Source organism: Pseudomonas poae (assembly GCF_001439785.1).
Lineage (GTDB): Bacteria > Pseudomonadota > Gammaproteobacteria > Pseudomonadales > Pseudomonadaceae > Aquipseudomonas > Aquipseudomonas poae.
Map to the genome: position 1 here is coordinate 122,996 of NZ_JYLI01000006.1, position 15,872 is coordinate 138,867.

Consider the following 15,872-nt stretch of genomic DNA (forward strand, 5'->3'; position numbering starts at 1 on the left):
GTTAACTGAATGATCCACGTACTTTTGAGGTGATTCCCATGATGAAAGGTGGCATGGCCGGCCTGATGAAGCAGGCGCAGCAAATGCAGGAAAAGATGGCCAAGATGCAGGAAGAACTGGCCAATGCCGAAGTCACCGGCAAGGCGGGTGGCGATATGGTCAGCGTGGTGATGACCGGTCGTCACGACATCAAGCGCGTGAGCATCGACCCAAGCGTGCTGCCGGGCGTGGGCGAAGATGACCTGGAAATGCTCGAAGCGCTGTTTGCCTCGGCCGTCAACGACGCCGTGCGCAAGATCGAAGCCAACAGCCAGGACAAAATGTCCGGCATGACCGCCGGCATGCAGATGCCGCCGGGGATGAAGCTGCCGTTCTGATCGGTCAGCTTTGGCTGTACTTCAAATGCCAGGCCTTGCGCCTGGCATTTTTGTTTATGCCGATCCGATCGAACCCCGGCACCACGCGTGCGGTCTGCACCCTATACCGATGATTTCGATAAGGAGCACCCCGATGTCTCAAGAACCGACTCTCAACCAGCGCATCGTCCTGGTTTCGCGCCCCCAGGGCGCCCCGACGCCGGAAAACTTCCGCCTGGAGCGGGTGACCCTGCCGGAGCTGGCTGACGGCCAGGTGTTGCTCAAGACGCTGTACCTGTCCCTCGACCCCTACATGCGTGGTCGCATGAGTGACGCGCCGTCCTACGCGGCGCCGGTGGAAATCGACGAGGTGATGACCGGCGGCGCTGTCAGCCGTGTCGAGCAATCGCGCAATCCAAAATTCGAAGTGGGCGACCTGGTGGTCGGTTCCACGGGCTGGCAGAGCCACAGCATTTCCGATGGTCGTAACCTGATGCCGGTGCCCAACGGCCTGGCCAGTCCTTCGATGGCGCTGGGTGTGCTGGGCATGCCGGGCATGACCGCCTACATGGGCCTGATGGATATCGGCCAGCCCAAGGCCGGGGAAACCCTGGTGGTGGCGGCGGCCTCTGGCGCGGTGGGCTCGGTGGTGGGGCAGGTGGCCAAGCTCAAGGGGCTGCGCGTGGTCGGCATCGCCGGCGGTGCAGACAAGTGCCGTTACGTGGTGGACGAGCTGGGCTTTGACGCCTGCGTCGACCACAAGAGCGAGAACTTCGCCAGCGAATTGGCCGCAGCCTGCTCCAACGGCGTGGATATTTATTACGAAAACGTCGGCGGCAAGGTGTTCGATGCGGTGCTGCCGTTGCTCAATCCCAAGGCGCGCATTCCCCTGTGTGGTCTGATTGCCGGCTACAACGCCAACGAAACCCCTACTGGCCCTGATCGCATGCCGGCGCTGCAACGCACCCTGCTGACCAAGCGCGCGCGTATCCAGGGCTTTATCGTGTTCGACGACTATGGCGATCGCCAGCCGGAATTCCTCAGCGCCATGGCGCCGTGGGTGCGCGAGGGCAAGATCAAGTTCCGCGAGGACGTGGTCGACGGCCTGGAACAGGCACCCGAGGCGTTTATCGGTTTGCTCGAAGGGCGCAACTTCGGCAAGTTGGTGGTACGCGTCGCCCAGGATTGAGCATTTGACGCTAATCCGAGGCGCGGGTATAAACCGCGTCTCGTTGTTTTGTCGGACCCTTCGCCCATGAGCTTCAGCCCCCTGATTCGCCAACTGATCGATGGCCTGCGCACTTTGCCGGGCGTCGGCCAGAAAACCGCCCAGCGCATGGCGCTGCAACTGCTGGAGCGTGATCGCAGCGGTGGTATCCGTCTGGCCCAGGCCCTGAGTCAGGCCATGGAAGGCGTAGGCCATTGCCGTCAGTGCCGCACCCTTACCGAAGAAGAACTCTGCCCGCAATGCGCCGACCCGCGCCGCGACGACACTTTGTTGTGCGTGGTGGAAGGGCCCATGGACGTGTACGCGGTGGAGCAGACCGGCTATCGCGGTCGTTACTTCGTGCTCAAGGGCCATCTGTCGCCGCTGGACGGCCTGGGACCGGAGGCCATCGGCATTCCACAACTGGTGACGCGCATCCAGGAGCAGGGCACGTTTACCGAAGTGATCCTGGCCACCAACCCGACTGTGGAAGGCGAGGCCACTGCCCATTACATCGCGCAGCTGCTGACCAACAAAGGTCTGATCACCTCGCGCATCGCCCACGGCGTACCGCTGGGTGGCGAGTTGGAGCTGGTGGACGGCGGCACCCTGGCCCACTCGTTCGCCGGCCGCAAGCCCATCGCGCTCTAAAACACAACACACTGCAACGCTAGCGCTGTCGCGCAGCAAACCGGAGACTCTGTGGCGAGCGGGCTTGCCCCGCGTTGGGGTGCGAAGCGCCCCCACTCCAGAAAAACGCGGAGTACCTGATACGGCTCAGCGCCTGGTTTGGGGGCTGCTGCGCAGCCCAACGCAGGACAAGCCTGCTCGCCACAGGGAATCTGCGCTTGATTGAACGGCATTGGGGCAAGCCCGCTCCCACATGTTGTGTTGTGAAATGCCTACCTTTCAGTCAACGCAAACTGCGTCAGGCAGAACGTGGGAATCCCCATCGCTTCCAAACGCTGCGACCCACCCAGCTCCGGCAGATCAATGATCGCCGCCGCTTCAAAGATCTGCGCACCCATGCGTCGCACCAGGTTCGCCGCTGCAATCAGGGTGCCGCCAGTGGCGATCAGGTCATCGAACATCAGCACCGAGTCGCCTTCGCACAGGCTGTCGGCGTGCACTTCCAGAAAGGCCTCGCCGTATTCGGTCTGGTAACCCTCGGCCAGCACGTCGGCCGGCAGTTTGCCCTGCTTGCGGAACAGGATCAGCGGCTTGTTCAACTGGTAGGCGATGATCGAGCCGATCAGAAAACCGCGCGCGTCCATCGCGCCGATGTGCGTGAACTCGGCCTCGACGTAGCGCTGGGCAAAGGTATCGGCCACCAGGCGCAAGGCGCGGGGCGATTGGAACAGTGGCGTGATGTCACGGAAAATCACCCCAGGCTTGGGGAAGTCGATGACAGGGCGGATCAGGGATTTGATGTCGAACGAATCGAGGATCATCGTCGAGGGTCCTGGGAGGAAAACGGACGCGAAGTATACCTGCGGCGTCGCCGGTGCGCTTGGCCGCAGGTGTCTGGATCAGCCCTCCAGGGAGCCACCGGCCAGCGCGCACAGCTGGATCGGGTCGAGGATATGTACTTCCTTGCCCTCGGCTGCCAGCAATTGACTCTGTTGAAAACGCGTGAATACCCGTGACACGGTTTCCACCGCCAGGCCCAGGTAGTTGCCGATTTCATTGCGCGACATGCTCAGGCGGAACTGGTTGGCCGAGAACCCGCGGGCGCGAAAGCGCGCCGAGAGGTTGACCAGAAAGGTGGCGATGCGTTCGTCGGCGGTTTTCTTCGACAGCAGCAACATCATCTGTTGATCGTCACGAATCTCGCGGCTCATCACGCGCATCAACTGGCGGCGCAGTTGCGGCAGTTGCAGGGCCAGTTCATCCAGGCGCTCAAAGGGGATTTCGCACACTGAAGTCGTCTCCATCGCCTGGGCGGACACCGGGTGCATCTCGGTGTCCATGCCCGACAGCCCGACCAGTTCGCTGGGCAGGTGAAAGCCGGTGATCTGTTCTTCGCCGCTGCCGCTCAGGCTGAAGGTCTTCAACGCACCCGAGCGCACTGCATAGACGGAATCGAACCGGTCGCTCTGGCGAAACAGAAACTCGCCCTTCTTCAGCGGGCGCCCGCGTTTAACGATCTCGTCCAGCGCATCCATGTCTTCCAGATTCAACGAAAGTGGCAGGCAGAGGGGGGCCAGGCTGCAATCCTTGCAGTGAGCCTGGCTGTGAGCGCGCAGTTTGACTGGCTCAGGCATTTCTTAAGTCCTTGTGGGAAATCACACATAAGTCGTAAGGGTAACGCACCGAGGGTGGGTGAGGCCAGCGCGCACAAAACAGCGCCGGCGCTATAAAGGTTCATGTATCCATGCCGATACAAAGGCCTATCTCATTCAATCAGGACCCGGATCATGTCTTCCATCGGTGGCCTCAATCCTTCCAGTGTGAACATTCCGACGGTGCCGGACCTCAGAAAAAACGCTGCGGCAGAAGACGCCCGCAACGACGAAAAACCAGCGAGTGAAACCGAGGTGAAGGAGGGCGTCAGCGTATCGATCTCCAGTGCCGGCTTTCGTGCTGCCAAAACCGACTCGAACAAGGACATTGATAACAGCAGTCAGACCGACCCGGTCAAACAGCTGCTGAAAATGATCCGCGAGCTGAAAAAGCAGATCGCCGATAAGCAGGCCGAAATCGCTGCCGCCCAGTCCGACAATTCGCTGACCCCCGAGGCGCGTCAGGCGCGGGTCGCCAACCTGCAGGCGAGCATCGCCACGTTGCAGGCCAGCCTGACCATGGTGCAGATGCAGTTGGGCAAGGCCATGAAGGACCAGCCGGCTGATGCGCAGATGGAAGCCATGAGTCTGGCGTCCAAGTAACGCGTCAGATCACCCGCGAAAACCGTTGCCGGTTCTGCTGCCCAAGGTACGCATCGAACAGCATGCACAGCGAGCGCACCAGCAGGCGCCCGGCCGGCAATACCCGAATGCCCCTGGCGTCGAGCTCGATCAGACCGTCGCGGGTCATCGTCTGCAACTGCGGCCACAGCGCGGCGAAATAGTCGCGAAAGTCGAGGTTGAACGCCTGCTCGATGCGCTCGAAGTCCAGCTGAAAATGGCAGATCAGTTGCTGGATCACTGCCCGCCGCAGCCGGTCATCCGCGGTGCACAGCAGCCCACGGCTGGTCGCCAGTTGCGCACCCGCCAGCGCGTTCTGGTAGGCGCCGAGGTCGCTGGTGTTCTGGCAGTACAGGTCGCCGATCTGACTGATTGCCGACACCCCCAGCCCAATCAAATCGCAGTGCCCATGGGTGGTGTAGCCCTGGAAATTACGTTGCAGGGTGCCGTCTTCCTGGGCAATGGCCAGCTCGTCATCCGGCAGCGCGAAATGGTCCATGCCGATGTAGCGGTAGCCGGCCTGGGTCAACTGTTCGATGGTGGTCTGCAGCATCAGCAGTTTGGTGGCCGGGGTGGGCAGGTGGTCGCTGTTGATCCGCCGCTGGGGCATGAAGCGCTCCGGCAGGTGCGCGTAGTTGAACACCGACACGCGGTCCGGTTGCAGTCGGATGACTTCCTCCACCGTGTTGGCAAAGCCGAGCGGCGACTGGCTGGGTAAGCCGTAGATCAGGTCGATGTTGATCGAGTGAAACTGCAGGGTGCGCGCGGCGTCGATCACGGCGCGGGTTTCTTCCAGGCTTTGCAGGCGATTGACCGCGCGCTGCACGTGCGGGTCGAGGTCCTGCAGACCGATGCTCACCCGGTTGAGCCCCAGCTCGCGCAGCAGGCCCATGGTCGCCCAATCCGCTTCGCGCGGATCGATCTCGATGCCGTAGTCGCCCGAGTCGTCATCGCGCAGATTGAAGTGCTCGCGCAGGCTGCCCATCACCTGGCGCAGTTCGTTGTGGCTGAGAAAGGTCGGGGTGCCGCCGCCCAGATGCAGTTGCTCCACCACCTGCTTCGGACCGAGGTGGCAGGCCACCTTCTCGATCTCCTGCATCAGGCGTTGCAGATAGACCTGCGCGCGGCCTCGGTCTTTGGTGATTACCTTGTTGCAGGCGCAGTAGTAGCAGATGTTGGCGCAGAACGGCACGTGCACGTAAAGCGACAGCGGCCGCGCGGCCTGGCGGCTGTCGCGCAGCGCGTGCAGCAGCTCGAAGGCGCCGACCTGGCTGTCCATTTGCACGGCGGTGGGGTAGGACGTGTAGCGCGGCCCGGCGAGGTCGTAGCGGTGAATCAGATCGGTGTCCCAACGAATGGCGTCGAGCATGCGGGCGCTCCCCCGGATAGGCTGATGGGCCGAGTCTAGGGGCACGGCGGGACGGCCATGTTGATTTGCATCAACGGGGAGTGGCGCTGTGCCACAGGCAGATCAATGCCCCATCAGCCAGTGCTGGTGCGGGCCCGGCAGGGTCCAGACACCGAACAGTATCACCAGCACGCCACCGGCCACGCGCAGGCTACGCCGGCGCAATAATGCGGTGACCCGCTCCGCCGCCAGTCCTGTCGCCAGCAGCACCGGCCAGGTGCCCACGCCGAACGCCAGCATCAGCCATGCGCTGTGGGCCGCATTGCCCTGGCTCGCGGCCCACAGCAGGGTGCTGTAGACCAGCCCGCACGGTAACCAGCCCCACAGGGCGCCGAGCAGCAAGGCACGCGGCAGGCTCGACACCGGCAGCAAGCGGTTGGCCAGTGGCTGGATATATCGCCACAGGCCGCGCCCGAGGCTTTCGAGGCGGGTGAGGCCGCTCCACCAGCCGGCCAGGTACAGGCCCATACACACCAGCAACATGCCGGCCAGTACGCGCATGAACATCGCCGCCGGACTGTTGGCCACCGCCCAGCCAGCCAGGCCGATGAGCAGTCCCGCACAGGCATAGCTGAGGATGCGCCCCAGGTTGTATGCCAGCAGCAGGCGAAAACGGCGGTTGCGTTGCGCGCTGGGAATCGCCAGCGTCAGCGCGCCCATCAGCCCGCCGCACATGCCCAGGCAGTGGCCGCCACCGAGCAGGCCGAGGATCAGCGCGGAGATCAGCATCGGCGCCAGGTCAAGCACGGGGCGAGTCCGTGGGCGATTGCTGCGGTGCATCGGCCTCGTCGGTGGCGGCCAGGTGGTTCGGGTCGTGGTCGTCGAACAGCACGCTGTGGGCCGCACCGTCGAGGTCGTCGTACTGGCCGCTATCCACCGCCCAGAAGAAGATGTAGATCGCCACGCCCACTAACAGCAGCGCCGCCGGAATCATCACGTAAAGAGCTGGCATTGCTACTCCAGGCCCGCGCGGCTCAGGCCGGCAACGGGCGGTTTGGCTAAGGGGGCGAGCGCCGCGCGCGGCCGGCGCGTCAGGCGCAAGGCGTTGAGCACCACGGTCAACGAACTCACGGACATGCCGATTGCCGCCCAGATGGGTGTGATCCAACCCAGCGCGGCGAACGGCAGCATCAGGCCATTGTACAGACCGGCCCACAGCAGGTTTTCAATGATCACCCGGCGGGTCCGCCGCGCCAGGCTGAACGCCTGCACCAGAGCGTCCAGGCGATTGTTCAGCAGTACCGCGTCGGCGCTGGTTTTCGCCAGGTCCGTGGCCGAGCCCATGGCCACGCTGATATCGGCGGCGGCCAGCACGGGCACATCGTTGACGCCGTCGCCGAGCATCAGCACCTTGCGACCTTGTGCGTGCAGGCGTTGCAGCACCTGCAGTTTGTCATCCGGGTGCAGGCCGCCGTGGGCTTCGTCGATGCCCAATGCTGCGGCGACGCTGGCGACCATCGGCGAGCTGTCCCCCGACAGCAGCAGCGTGCGCCAGCCTCGTGCCTTGCACGCCGCGAGCAGGGCCGGCGCATCGCTGCGCAGGCGGTCATCGAGCCCGAACCAGGCGAGCGCGCCGCTGCGGTCACCCAACAGCAGCCATTGCCCGCTGTGTTCCGGCGCGGCGGGCGGCGGGCACCCGCTGAGTTCACAGACGTAGGCAGGCTGGCCGATGCGCAGCAGGCGTTCGCCGACGTGACCTTCCAGCCCCAGGCCCGCAGCGTTGCGCACGTCAGCGGCGGGTAGCGGCGCGCGGCCGAACGCGCGGGCAATCGGGTGTTCGGAGCGGTTTTCCAGGGCGGCGGCGAGGCCCAGGCACTGGTCGCTGTTCAGTTTGCCCAGAGGCCGGATGGCGTTGAGGGTCAGACGTCCTTCGGTAAGGGTGCCGGTCTTGTCGAAAATCACCGTGTCGATCTGATTCAGGCCTTCGAGCACATGGCCGCGTGTCAGCAGCAGGCCGAGGCTGTGCAGGGTGCCGGTGGCGGTGGTGAGCGCCGTCGGCGTGGCCAGCGACAAGGCGCACGGGCAGGTCGCCACCAACATCGCCAGCACGATCCAGAACGCCCGTGACGGGTCCAGTTGCCACCACAGCAGACCGATCACGGCGGCGGCTATCAATGAACCCAGCAGGAACCACTGCGCGGCGCGGTCGGCCAGCTGCGCCAGCCGCGGCTTTTCGGCCTGGGCGCGTTCCAGCAGACGCACGATGGCGGACAGTTGCGTGTCGTGGCCCAGGGCGCGCACGTGCACGGTCAGCGCGCCGTCGACGTTGAGCGTGCCGGCCGTCACGCTGTCGCCGACGTGCCGGGGTTGTGGCAGGTACTCGCCGGTGAGCAGGGACTCATCGATGCTCGACTGGCCCTCGAGGATCACGCCGTCAGCCGGCAGCACCGCACCGGGGTGCACCAGCACGCGGTCGCTCAGGGCCAGCTCGGTCAACAGGACACGCTCGCTCTGGCCGTCGCTCTTGAGGCGCAGGCACGAAGCGGGCAGCAGGTTGACCAGGTGCGCGGTGGCAGCGGCCGTGCGCTGCCGGGCGCGACGTTCCAGGTAGCGCCCGGTCAGCAGGAACAGCGCGAACATGCCTACTGCGTCGAAGTACAACTCGCCCGTGCCGGTGATGGCGGTCCAGATGCCGGCCAGGTACGCGCCGCCAATCGCCAGGGACACCGACACGTCCATGGTCAGGTGGCGCGTGCGCAGATCCCGCATCGCGCCCTTGAAGAACGGCGCGCAGCTGTAGAACACGATGGGCGTGGTGAGGAACATCGCGACCCAGCGCAGGATCACGTGCAACTCTGGGCTCAGGTCGACGTTGAACTGTGGCCAGGTCGCCATGGTGGCCATCATTGCCTGAAACCACAGCAGGCCGGCGACGCCGAGCCGGCGCAGGGTCAGGCGGTTTTCCCCGGCCAGTTGCTCGGCGGCGCGGTCGGCCTGGTAGGGGTGGGCGGCGTAGCCGATATGACGCAACTCGCTGAGCACGCGGCTCAGTGGCAGTTGCCCGTCGGCCCAACGCAGGTGCAGCCGGTGGTTGGACAGGTTCAGCCGCGCCTCGACCACGCCGGGCAGACGGCGCAGGTGTGTTTCGATCAGCCAGCCGCAGGCCGCGCAACTGATGCCTTCGATCAGCAGAGTGGTTTCGGCGAGGTCGCCGTCGCGGCGCAAGAAGGGTTTTTGTACGTCGGCGCGGTCGTACAGCGCCAGCTCGTCCAGCAATTGCACCGGCAGGGTGTCGGGGTTGGCCGAGGTTTCGCTGCGGTGCTGGTAATAATGTTGCAGTCCGCCGGCCACGATGGCTTCGGCCACGGCCTGGCAGCCCAGGCAGCAGAGCTCGCGGCGCTCGCCAAGGATCATCGCGGTGAAGCGGCTGCCGCTTGGAACGGGCAGCGCGCAGTGGTAGCAGGGGCTTGTCATGGTTGGCATCTGGGGTGGCTGGAAGGTGACTGCACATCAGTTATTTCAGGCAACCACATCCCTGTGGCGAGCGGGCAAGCCCTAATGGCGTTCAGTTAAGCGCAGATTCCCTGTGGCGAGCAGGCTTGTCCTGCGTTGGGCTGCGCAGCAGCCCCAAAACCAGGCGCGCCGTATCAGGTACACCGCGTTTTGCTGGATTGGGGGCGCTTCGCACCCTAACGCGGTGCAAGCCCGCTCGCCACGATAATTGCGCCCCCGTATTTTGATCGAGGCGTGCGTTTTTATTGCTTCAGCTCCTCGGCGCCCTGCAGCGGTTCGTCACCCAGCAGCAGGTCCTTGTCGTGGCTGATGTCTTCCTCTTCGAACAGGCGCCAGGTCTGGCTGCCTTCCACCCCCAGCAGTTCGACGAAGCGCCGGCCTTCGACCCTGTCGGTGACCTGGCCGATGTAGCGGCCCGGCTCGCTGTCGCTGCGGGTCAGGTCGATCCTGCGATCCTTTTGCGGCTGGGTCGGGGAAATCAGGTTGAGTTGCAGGGTGTCCGGGTTGCTGTGGCCGGAGAGGCGCAGCTCAACTTCCCCGGTGAGGTCGTCCAGGTGCAGCTTGCCGCGCAGTTGCAGGGTCTGGGCCAGGCGCTCACGGTCCAGGGCGCGGTTGATGCCCTTGCCGGCCTCGTAGTAATTGTCGTTGACCAGGTTGTCCGGGTTGTTCACCGCGATGGTCACCATGGACAGGGTCAGCGTCACCGAACAGGCCAGGATCGCGATGATGATCCAGGGCCAGAGGTGCGTGTACCAGGGGCTTGCGGCAGTGGCTGGGGGCATTGTTCGGATCTCTGGTTATCGAACGTGCGGGCCGATGAAGCGGCTGCCGGCTTCAATCCGGATGCTGGCATCATCGGCATCCGTGAGGATGAATGTCACTTCGTTGGCGCTCGACGGCAGTTGCTGCGGCGCGCTCGACAGTTCCACCGGCAGGCTGACGGTATCACCGGCAGCCACCCTGATTTCGCGCCGGCCTTGCAGCTTGAGGTCGGGCAGGCCGGTGGCGCTGAGCAGGTAGAGGTGGTCGCGCTGGTCCTTGTTCATGATCTTCAGGCTGTAGACGTTTGCGATGCGGCCTTCGGCGTCTTCGCGGAACAGCACACGGTCCTTGCTCACATCCAGGCTCACCAGCGGACGCAGGAAAAATGCGGCCACCAGCAGGCTGATCATCGTCAGCAATACCCCTGCGTAACCGATCAGGCGCGGGCGCAGCTTATGGGTTTTCTGCCCGGACAGGTTGTGTTCGGTGGTGTAGCTGATCAGGCCGCGCGGGTACTCCATTTTGTCCATGACGCTGTCGCACGCGTCGATACAGGCGGCGCAGCCGATGCACTCGATTTGCAGGCCGTCGCGGATGTCGATGCCGGTGGGGCACACCTGTACGCACAGCGTGCAGTCGATGCAGTCGCCCAGGCCCTGAGCCTTGTGGTCGCTGTCTTTTTTGCGCGGGCCACGCACTTCGCCACGGCGCGGGTCGTAGGAGACGATCAGGGTGTCCTTGTCGAACATCACGCTCTGAAAACGCGCATACGGGCACATGTAAATGCACACCTGCTCGCGCAACCAGCCGGCGTTGGCATAGGTGGCGAGGGTGAAGAAACCGATCCAGAAATACGCCCAGCCATCGGCCTGGCCAGTGAAGAACTCCACGATCAGTTCACGGATCGGCGAGAAGTAACCGACGAAGGTCAGGCCAGTGACCAGGCCGATCAACAGCCACAACGTGTGCTTGGTCAACTTGCGCAGACATTTGCCGGCGCTCATCGGCGCCTGGTCCAGTTTGATACGCTGGTTGCGGTCGCCCTCGGTGAGCTTTTCGCACCACATGAACACCCACGTCCACACGCTTTGCGGGCAGGTATAGCCGCACCACACTCGCCCGGCGTACACGGTAATGAAGAACAGGCCAAACGCCGCGACGATCAGGATGCCCGACAGCAGGATGAAGTCCTGGGGCCAGTAGGTGGCGCCAAAAATGAAGAACTTGCGCTCCGGCAGGTTCCACCACACCGCCTGATGGCCACCCCAGTCGAGCCAGACAGTGCCGAAATACAGCAGGAGCAATGCGCCGCCACCCAGCATGCGCACAGTGCGAAACAGGCCGGTGAACGCGCGCGTGTAGATCTTCTCTCGTGACGCGTAGAGATCAACGGTTTTCTCGGGCGGGGTGACATCATGTACCGGTATCTGGTTGCTCATCATGGCATCGGCCGGTCATTGGTCCCATGGATTGATCAGTGGAACGCCGCTGGATTGGAAGTCACTGATGTTACGGGTGACCACCGTGAGTCCATGTACCAGCGCAGTCGCGGCAATCAATGCATCACGTTCGTTGGCCTGGTCGGGCACATGCAGGTTGGCGCAACGCAATGCCACGGCTGCGTCAACGGGGAGGATTCTGGCATCGAATGCCGGCATCACGTGACGCTTTAGCCAGCTACGCAACACCTTGCCCTGCGCCGGGTCTCGTCGCTCCATGCGCAGTACGCCGGTTTCCAGCTCTTTTAATGTGATCGCCGAGATGAACATGCGCGTTGCGATAATGCTTTTGGCCCAGGCGACCACGTTCGCGTCTGCCCGGGGTTTACGAAGTTCGGAGATGACGTTGGTGTCGAGCAAATACATCAAGAGAGGTCCACAGGTCGATGAGTGATCACGGCGCGCCTGGTGTCGAGGTCGATATCGGCCGCTTCCGGCATCACCAACAGGTCAACGATATCGGCGTTGAGACCTGTCAGTTTCTGGTAGTCCTCAATGCTTAGCAGCACATGAGCAGGCTTGCCGCGATCGGTGATGAAAACCGGACCCTGGCGGGCTGCTTTTTTGGCACCACTTGTGTCCTGGTTGAATTCGCGGCTGGAAATCGTCGTGATAGTCATGGGGCGTTCCCCTTTCTTGAATTTGATGTAGGTACGTTACTACTTTGGCTTTGTGGTGAACAAGCCTGAGGCTATGAACGGTCTACATCCAGGGCAGAAAAAACGAAGTCTTCGTTCAGCGCTCACGGTGCGGGGGCTTCGACGGGTTTGACGTGCTCCTCAGTTTTCTCATCGCCATGGGACAAGCTGTACACATACGCCGCCAGCACATGCACCTTGTCATTGCCCTGCAGTTGTTCCTGCGCGGGCATCTGGCCCTGGCGGCCATGGCGGATGGTTTGCTGCAACTGGGCGAAGCTTGATCCGTAGATGAATGCACCCGGGTGCGTCAGGTCCGGCGCGCCCATGGCGGGATTGCCTTTGCCGGCCGGGCCGTGGCAGGCCGTGCAGGTGGCGGCGAACAGTTTTGCGCCATTGGCCACGTCGGCCTTGGCGTTTTCGGGCAGGGTGCGGCCGTCGAGGTTGCTCAACACAAAACCTGCCACGTCGGCCACGCCTTGCTCGCCGATGACGGCGGCCCAGCCCGGCATCACCGCTTGGCGGCCTTTCAGGATGGACGCCTTGATGGCGTCAGGCGTGCCGCCCCAGCGCCAGTCGGCGTCGGTCAGGTTGGGGAAGCCATAGGCGCCCTTGGCATCGGAGCCGTGGCACACCGAACAGTTGGAGGCGAACAGGCGAGCGCCCATCTTCAAGGCCTTCGGGTCACGGGCCACGTCCTCGATCGGCATCGCGGCGAAGGTGGCGAAGATCGGTCCGAACTTCGCCTGCGACTGGGCCATTTCCTTTTCCCATTCATGCACGGAGCTCCAGCCGGTCTTGCCGTTGGCGAAGGGCGTCTGCCGGTCGTTGTCGAGGTAGGCGTAGCCCGGCAGCAGGCCCTGCCAATTGCCCAGGCCCGGGTACAGCGCCAGGTAACCGAGGGCGAAGACAAGGGTGCCGATGAACAGCATGAACCACCATTTGGGCAGCGGGTTGTCATATTCCTCGATGCCGTCGAACGAGTGGCCGACGGTCTCGTCGGTCTGCTCGCTGCGCTGGCCCTTGCGGGTCGACAGCAGCAGCCAGGTGATAGCGAACAGGGTGCCCAGGCTGAGCACGCTGACGTACAGGCTCCAGAACGTACTCATTGCTTGTCATCCCTGATGGTTTGCTCGACGTGCCGGAGCGCCTGCGGGTCATCCGCGAAGGGCAGCAGGGTGGCCTCGTCAAACTCAGCCTTGCGCCGTGGGCTGAACACCCACAACGCCAGGCCGATGAAGGCCACCATCACCACCAGGGTGCCCAGGCCACGAATCATTCCGATATCCATGCGATCACCGCTTGCTCTTGATGAGGGTGCCCAGGCCCTGCAGGTAGGCCACCAGTGCGTCCATTTCGGTCTTGCCCTTCACGGCGGCGGCTGCGCCGGCGATGTCCTGGTCGGTGTAGGGCACGCCCAGGGTGCGCAGTACTTGCATCTTCTTCGCCGTGTCCTTGCCGTCGAGGGTGTTTTCGACGAGGAACGGGTACGCCGGCATTTTCGACTCCGGCACCAGATTGCGCGGGTTGTACAGGTGCGCGCGGTGCCAGTCATCAGAGTAACGCCCGCCGATCCGCGCCAGGTCCGGCCCGGTGCGCTTGGAACCCCACAGGAACGGGTGATCCCACACGCTTTCGCCGGCCACCGAGTAGTGGCCGTAGCGCTCGGTTTCGGCGCGCAACGGACGAATCATCTGTGAGTGACAGCCCACGCAACCGTTGGCGATGTACACGTCACGGCCTTCCAGTTCCAGTGCGCTGCGCGGTTTCATGCCTTCGATGGGCTTGGTGGTCACGTCCTGGAAAAACAGCGGGACGATCTGGGTCAGCCCGCCGATGCTCACTGCGATGACCATGAAGAAGGCCAGCAGGCCGATGTTCTTCTCGACGACTTCATGTTTCATCAGTGCGCTCCCGCAACGGCGATGGTGGCGGCGGCTTCGGCTTGTACCGGGTCGCAGGCGCGCACGGTGCGCCAGACGTTGTAGGCCATCAGCAGCATGCCGCTGGCAAAGATCGCCCCGCCCACGGCCCGCACGACATAGCCCGAATGGCTGGCCTGCAGCGTTTGCACGAAGGAGAAGGTGAGCGTGCCGTCATCGTTGATCGCCCGCCACATCAGGCCCTGGGTGATGCCGTTGACCCACATCGAGGCGATGTAGAGCACGGTGCCGATGGTGGCCAGCCAGAAGTGGCTGTTGATCAGCGCGATGCTGTGCATCTGCGTGCGGCCGTAGAGTCTGGGGATCATGTGGTACAGCGCGCCGATGGAAATCATCGCCACCCAGCCCAGGGCTCCGGCGTGGACATGGCCGATGGTCCAGTCGGTGTAGTGGGACAGCGCGTTGACGGTCTTGATCGCCATCATCGGCCCCTCGAACGTCGACATGCCGTAGAACGCCAGCGACACCACCAGAAAACGCAGGATCGGGTCGGTGCGCAGCTTATGCCAGGCGCCGGACAGGGTCATCATGCCGTTGATCATGCCGCCCCAGCTGGGGACCAGCAGAATGATCGACATCACCATGCCCAGGGACTGCGCCCAGTCGGGCAATGCGGTGTAGTGCAAGTGGTGGGGGCCGGCCCAGATGTACAGGGTGATCAGCGCCCAGAAATGCACGATGGACAGGCGATAGGAATAGATGGGGCGTTCGGCCTGCTTGGGCACGAAGTAGTACATCATCCCGAGGAAACCGGTGGTGAGGAAAAAGCCGACGGCGTTGTGCCCGTACCACCACTGGATCATCGCGTCCGTCGCGCCGGCATAGGCCGAGTAGGACTTGAACAGGCTGACCGGCAACGACGCGTGGTTGACGATGTGCAGCATCCCTGTCACCAGGATGAACGCGCCGTAGAACCAGTTGGCGACATAGATGTGCCGGGTCTTGCGCTTGACGATGGTGCCGAAGAATACCGCCGCGTAGGCCGCCCATACGATCGCCAGCAAAATGGCGATCGGCCATTCCAGTTCGGCGTATTCCTTGGTGGTGGTGTAGCCCAGCGGCAGGCTGACGATGGCGCCGATGATCACGGCTTGCCAGCCCCAGAAGGTGAACGCGGCGAGGCTGTCGCTGATCAGGCGCGCCTGGCAGGTTCGCTGTACCACGTAGTAGGAGGTGGAAAACAACGCACAGCCACCAAAAGCGAAGATCACCAGATTGGTGTGCAACGGGCGCAGGCGACCGAAGGTGGTCCAGGGCAGATCGAAGTTCAATTGCGGCCAGACCAGTTGCAAGGCGATGAACACGCCGAGCCCCATGCCGAGGATGCCCCAGACCACCGTCATGATGGCGAACTGACGGACGACCTTGTAGTTATAAGCAGTCGGGCGAGTGGCTGTGCTCATTCCGGGGTTCCACGATTTAGTATTTTTATGGACAAAACGGCCGCAGTATGGAGAAAGCGAGAGGCCATTGCAACGCATGTGATCACCGCCTTCAACCAGGTTGAACGCCAGATTCTGCGGCTTTTCCGTGCTGAGTGTAGGGGTAATATCCGAAATTGAAAGCTGATCAAGTGGACAGGAATATTTTCAGGCCTGTTCTGCACGCAAACCTGGCGTTGCAGGCGCTGTGTGGTGGGGCCTGCATGGGGTGATGGACGGTCTTGCTGTAAGGTTCACGAGCGACAGACTGACTCAATAGCG

General features: G+C 63.2%; 18 protein-coding genes. 4 read left to right on the top strand and 14 right to left on the bottom strand.

Annotated features, from left to right (window positions below; genetic code table 11):
• The first annotated feature begins 38 nt into the window (after positions 1-38).
• From TU75_RS09460 to recR, 3 genes are all read left to right on the top strand, one after another.
• Positions 39-377, top strand: a complete 339-nt coding sequence (locus TU75_RS09460) for a YbaB/EbfC family nucleoid-associated protein (protein WP_003230417.1) — start codon at positions 39-41, stop codon at positions 375-377.
• A gap of 133 nt (positions 378-510) precedes the next feature.
• Complete coding sequence (locus TU75_RS09465; protein WP_060548777.1) at positions 511-1,545, top strand: NADP-dependent oxidoreductase; 1,035 nt, start codon at positions 511-513, stop codon at positions 1,543-1,545.
• Between the two features lie 66 nt (positions 1,546-1,611).
• Entirely contained in the window at positions 1,612-2,214 is a 603-nt protein-coding gene (gene recR, locus TU75_RS09470; RefSeq protein ID WP_003230421.1) for a recombination mediator RecR, read from the top strand.
• 251 nt (positions 2,215-2,465) lie between these two features.
• On the opposite strand, the gene TU75_RS09475 is transcribed toward recR, so the two are convergent.
• Together TU75_RS09475 and fnr are read right to left on the bottom strand one after the other, a co-directional pair.
• Positions 2,466-3,014 carry an adenine phosphoribosyltransferase gene (locus TU75_RS09475; protein WP_003230422.1) on the bottom strand — a complete coding sequence of 183 codons (549 nt, stop codon included), beginning with the start codon at positions 3,012-3,014 and terminating at the stop codon, positions 2,466-2,468.
• A gap of 78 nt (positions 3,015-3,092) precedes the next feature.
• The gene (gene fnr, locus TU75_RS09480; protein WP_003230424.1) at positions 3,093-3,827 is read right to left on the bottom strand and encodes a fumarate/nitrate reduction transcriptional regulator Fnr; all 735 of its coding nucleotides are present in this window, start codon (positions 3,825-3,827) and stop codon (positions 3,093-3,095) included.
• A gap of 153 nt (positions 3,828-3,980) precedes the next feature.
• Between fnr and TU75_RS09485 the strand changes: the two genes are divergently transcribed.
• A complete protein-coding gene (locus TU75_RS09485; RefSeq protein ID WP_003230426.1) occupies positions 3,981-4,448 on the top strand; it encodes a hypothetical protein in 468 nt (155 codons plus the stop codon).
• A gap of 4 nt (positions 4,449-4,452) precedes the next feature.
• On the opposite strand, the gene hemN is transcribed toward TU75_RS09485, so the two are convergent.
• The 12 genes from hemN to ccoN all read right to left on the bottom strand — a co-directional run bounded on the left by hemN (position 4,453) and on the right by ccoN (position 15,572).
• Positions 4,453-5,835 carry an oxygen-independent coproporphyrinogen III oxidase gene (hemN, locus tag TU75_RS09490; protein ID WP_015372649.1) on the bottom strand — a complete coding sequence of 461 codons (1,383 nt, stop codon included), beginning with the start codon at positions 5,833-5,835 and terminating at the stop codon, positions 4,453-4,455.
• Positions 5,836-5,937: 102 nt separating this feature from the next.
• Positions 5,938-6,621 (bottom strand): sulfite exporter TauE/SafE family protein, encoded by a 684-nt coding sequence (locus TU75_RS09495; RefSeq protein WP_060548778.1) that lies wholly within the window; start codon positions 6,619-6,621, stop codon positions 5,938-5,940.
• Positions 6,614-6,826, bottom strand: a complete 213-nt coding sequence (gene ccoS, locus TU75_RS09500; protein WP_015372647.1) for a cbb3-type cytochrome oxidase assembly protein CcoS — start codon at positions 6,824-6,826, stop codon at positions 6,614-6,616. Before ccoS ends, TU75_RS09495 begins: the two co-directional genes overlap by 8 nt.
• A 2-nt stretch (positions 6,827-6,828) precedes the next feature.
• On the bottom strand, positions 6,829-9,288 hold the full coding sequence (locus TU75_RS09505; protein ID WP_060548779.1) for a heavy metal translocating P-type ATPase: 2,460 nt from the start codon (positions 9,286-9,288) through the stop codon (positions 6,829-6,831).
• A gap of 281 nt (positions 9,289-9,569) precedes the next feature.
• Positions 9,570-10,109 (bottom strand): FixH family protein, encoded by a 540-nt coding sequence (locus TU75_RS09510; RefSeq protein WP_003230439.1) that lies wholly within the window; start codon positions 10,107-10,109, stop codon positions 9,570-9,572.
• A gap of 15 nt (positions 10,110-10,124) precedes the next feature.
• Complete coding sequence (gene ccoG, locus TU75_RS09515) at positions 10,125-11,528, bottom strand: cytochrome c oxidase accessory protein CcoG (RefSeq protein ID WP_032869721.1); 1,404 nt, start codon at positions 11,526-11,528, stop codon at positions 10,125-10,127.
• A gap of 15 nt (positions 11,529-11,543) precedes the next feature.
• Positions 11,544-11,954 (bottom strand): type II toxin-antitoxin system VapC family toxin, encoded by a 411-nt coding sequence (locus tag TU75_RS09520; protein WP_060548780.1) that lies wholly within the window; start codon positions 11,952-11,954, stop codon positions 11,544-11,546.
• Complete coding sequence (locus TU75_RS09525) at positions 11,954-12,208, bottom strand: type II toxin-antitoxin system Phd/YefM family antitoxin (protein ID WP_015372642.1); 255 nt, start codon at positions 12,206-12,208, stop codon at positions 11,954-11,956. Before TU75_RS09525 ends, TU75_RS09520 begins: the two co-directional genes overlap by 1 nt.
• A 122-nt stretch (positions 12,209-12,330) precedes the next feature.
• Entirely contained in the window at positions 12,331-13,335 is a 1,005-nt protein-coding gene (ccoP, locus tag TU75_RS09530; protein WP_060548781.1) for a cytochrome-c oxidase, cbb3-type subunit III, read from the bottom strand.
• Complete coding sequence (locus tag TU75_RS09535; protein ID WP_003230448.1) at positions 13,332-13,517, bottom strand: CcoQ/FixQ family Cbb3-type cytochrome c oxidase assembly chaperone; 186 nt, start codon at positions 13,515-13,517, stop codon at positions 13,332-13,334. Before TU75_RS09535 ends, ccoP begins: the two co-directional genes overlap by 4 nt.
• A 4-nt stretch (positions 13,518-13,521) precedes the next feature.
• A complete protein-coding gene (gene ccoO / locus TU75_RS09540; RefSeq protein ID WP_003230451.1) occupies positions 13,522-14,130 on the bottom strand; it encodes a cytochrome-c oxidase, cbb3-type subunit II in 609 nt (202 codons plus the stop codon).
• Positions 14,130-15,572 (bottom strand): cytochrome-c oxidase, cbb3-type subunit I, encoded by a 1,443-nt coding sequence (gene ccoN / locus TU75_RS09545; RefSeq protein WP_060548782.1) that lies wholly within the window; start codon positions 15,570-15,572, stop codon positions 14,130-14,132. The genes ccoO and ccoN overlap by 1 nt, the downstream gene beginning before the upstream one ends.
• Between the last annotated feature and the right edge of the window lie 300 nt (positions 15,573-15,872).

Excerpts from the sequence above, each read along its gene's own strand:
- TU75_RS09460 (WP_003230417.1), top strand. The coding sequence starts at position 39 with ATGATGAAAGGTGGCATGGCCGGCCTGATGAAGCAGGCGCAGCAAATG.
- TU75_RS09465 (WP_060548777.1), top strand. The coding sequence starts at position 511 with ATGTCTCAAGAACCGACTCTCAACCAGCGCATCGTCCTGGTTTCGCGC.
- recR (WP_003230421.1), top strand. The coding sequence starts at position 1,612 with ATGAGCTTCAGCCCCCTGATTCGCCAACTGATCGATGGCCTGCGCACT.
- TU75_RS09475 (WP_003230422.1), bottom strand. The coding sequence starts at position 3,014 with ATGATCCTCGATTCGTTCGACATCAAATCCCTGATCCGCCCTGTCATC.
- fnr (WP_003230424.1), bottom strand. The coding sequence starts at position 3,827 with ATGCCTGAGCCAGTCAAACTGCGCGCTCACAGCCAGGCTCACTGCAAG.
- TU75_RS09485 (WP_003230426.1), top strand. The coding sequence starts at position 3,981 with ATGTCTTCCATCGGTGGCCTCAATCCTTCCAGTGTGAACATTCCGACG.
- hemN (WP_015372649.1), bottom strand. The coding sequence starts at position 5,835 with ATGCTCGACGCCATTCGTTGGGACACCGATCTGATTCACCGCTACGAC.
- ccoS (WP_015372647.1), bottom strand. The coding sequence starts at position 6,826 with ATGCCAGCTCTTTACGTGATGATTCCGGCGGCGCTGCTGTTAGTGGGC.
- TU75_RS09505 (WP_060548779.1), bottom strand. The coding sequence starts at position 9,288 with ATGACAAGCCCCTGCTACCACTGCGCGCTGCCCGTTCCAAGCGGCAGC.
- TU75_RS09510 (WP_003230439.1), bottom strand. The coding sequence starts at position 10,109 with ATGCCCCCAGCCACTGCCGCAAGCCCCTGGTACACGCACCTCTGGCCC.
- ccoG (WP_032869721.1), bottom strand. The coding sequence starts at position 11,528 with ATGAGCAACCAGATACCGGTACATGATGTCACCCCGCCCGAGAAAACC.
- TU75_RS09520 (WP_060548780.1), bottom strand. The coding sequence starts at position 11,954 with ATGTATTTGCTCGACACCAACGTCATCTCCGAACTTCGTAAACCCCGG.
- TU75_RS09525 (WP_015372642.1), bottom strand. The coding sequence starts at position 12,208 with ATGACTATCACGACGATTTCCAGCCGCGAATTCAACCAGGACACAAGT.
- ccoP (WP_060548781.1), bottom strand. The coding sequence starts at position 13,335 with ATGAGTACGTTCTGGAGCCTGTACGTCAGCGTGCTCAGCCTGGGCACC.
- TU75_RS09535 (WP_003230448.1), bottom strand. The coding sequence starts at position 13,517 with ATGGATATCGGAATGATTCGTGGCCTGGGCACCCTGGTGGTGATGGTG.
- ccoO (WP_003230451.1), bottom strand. The coding sequence starts at position 14,130 with ATGAAACATGAAGTCGTCGAGAAGAACATCGGCCTGCTGGCCTTCTTC.
- ccoN (WP_060548782.1), bottom strand. The coding sequence starts at position 15,572 with ATGAGCACAGCCACTCGCCCGACTGCTTATAACTACAAGGTCGTCCGT.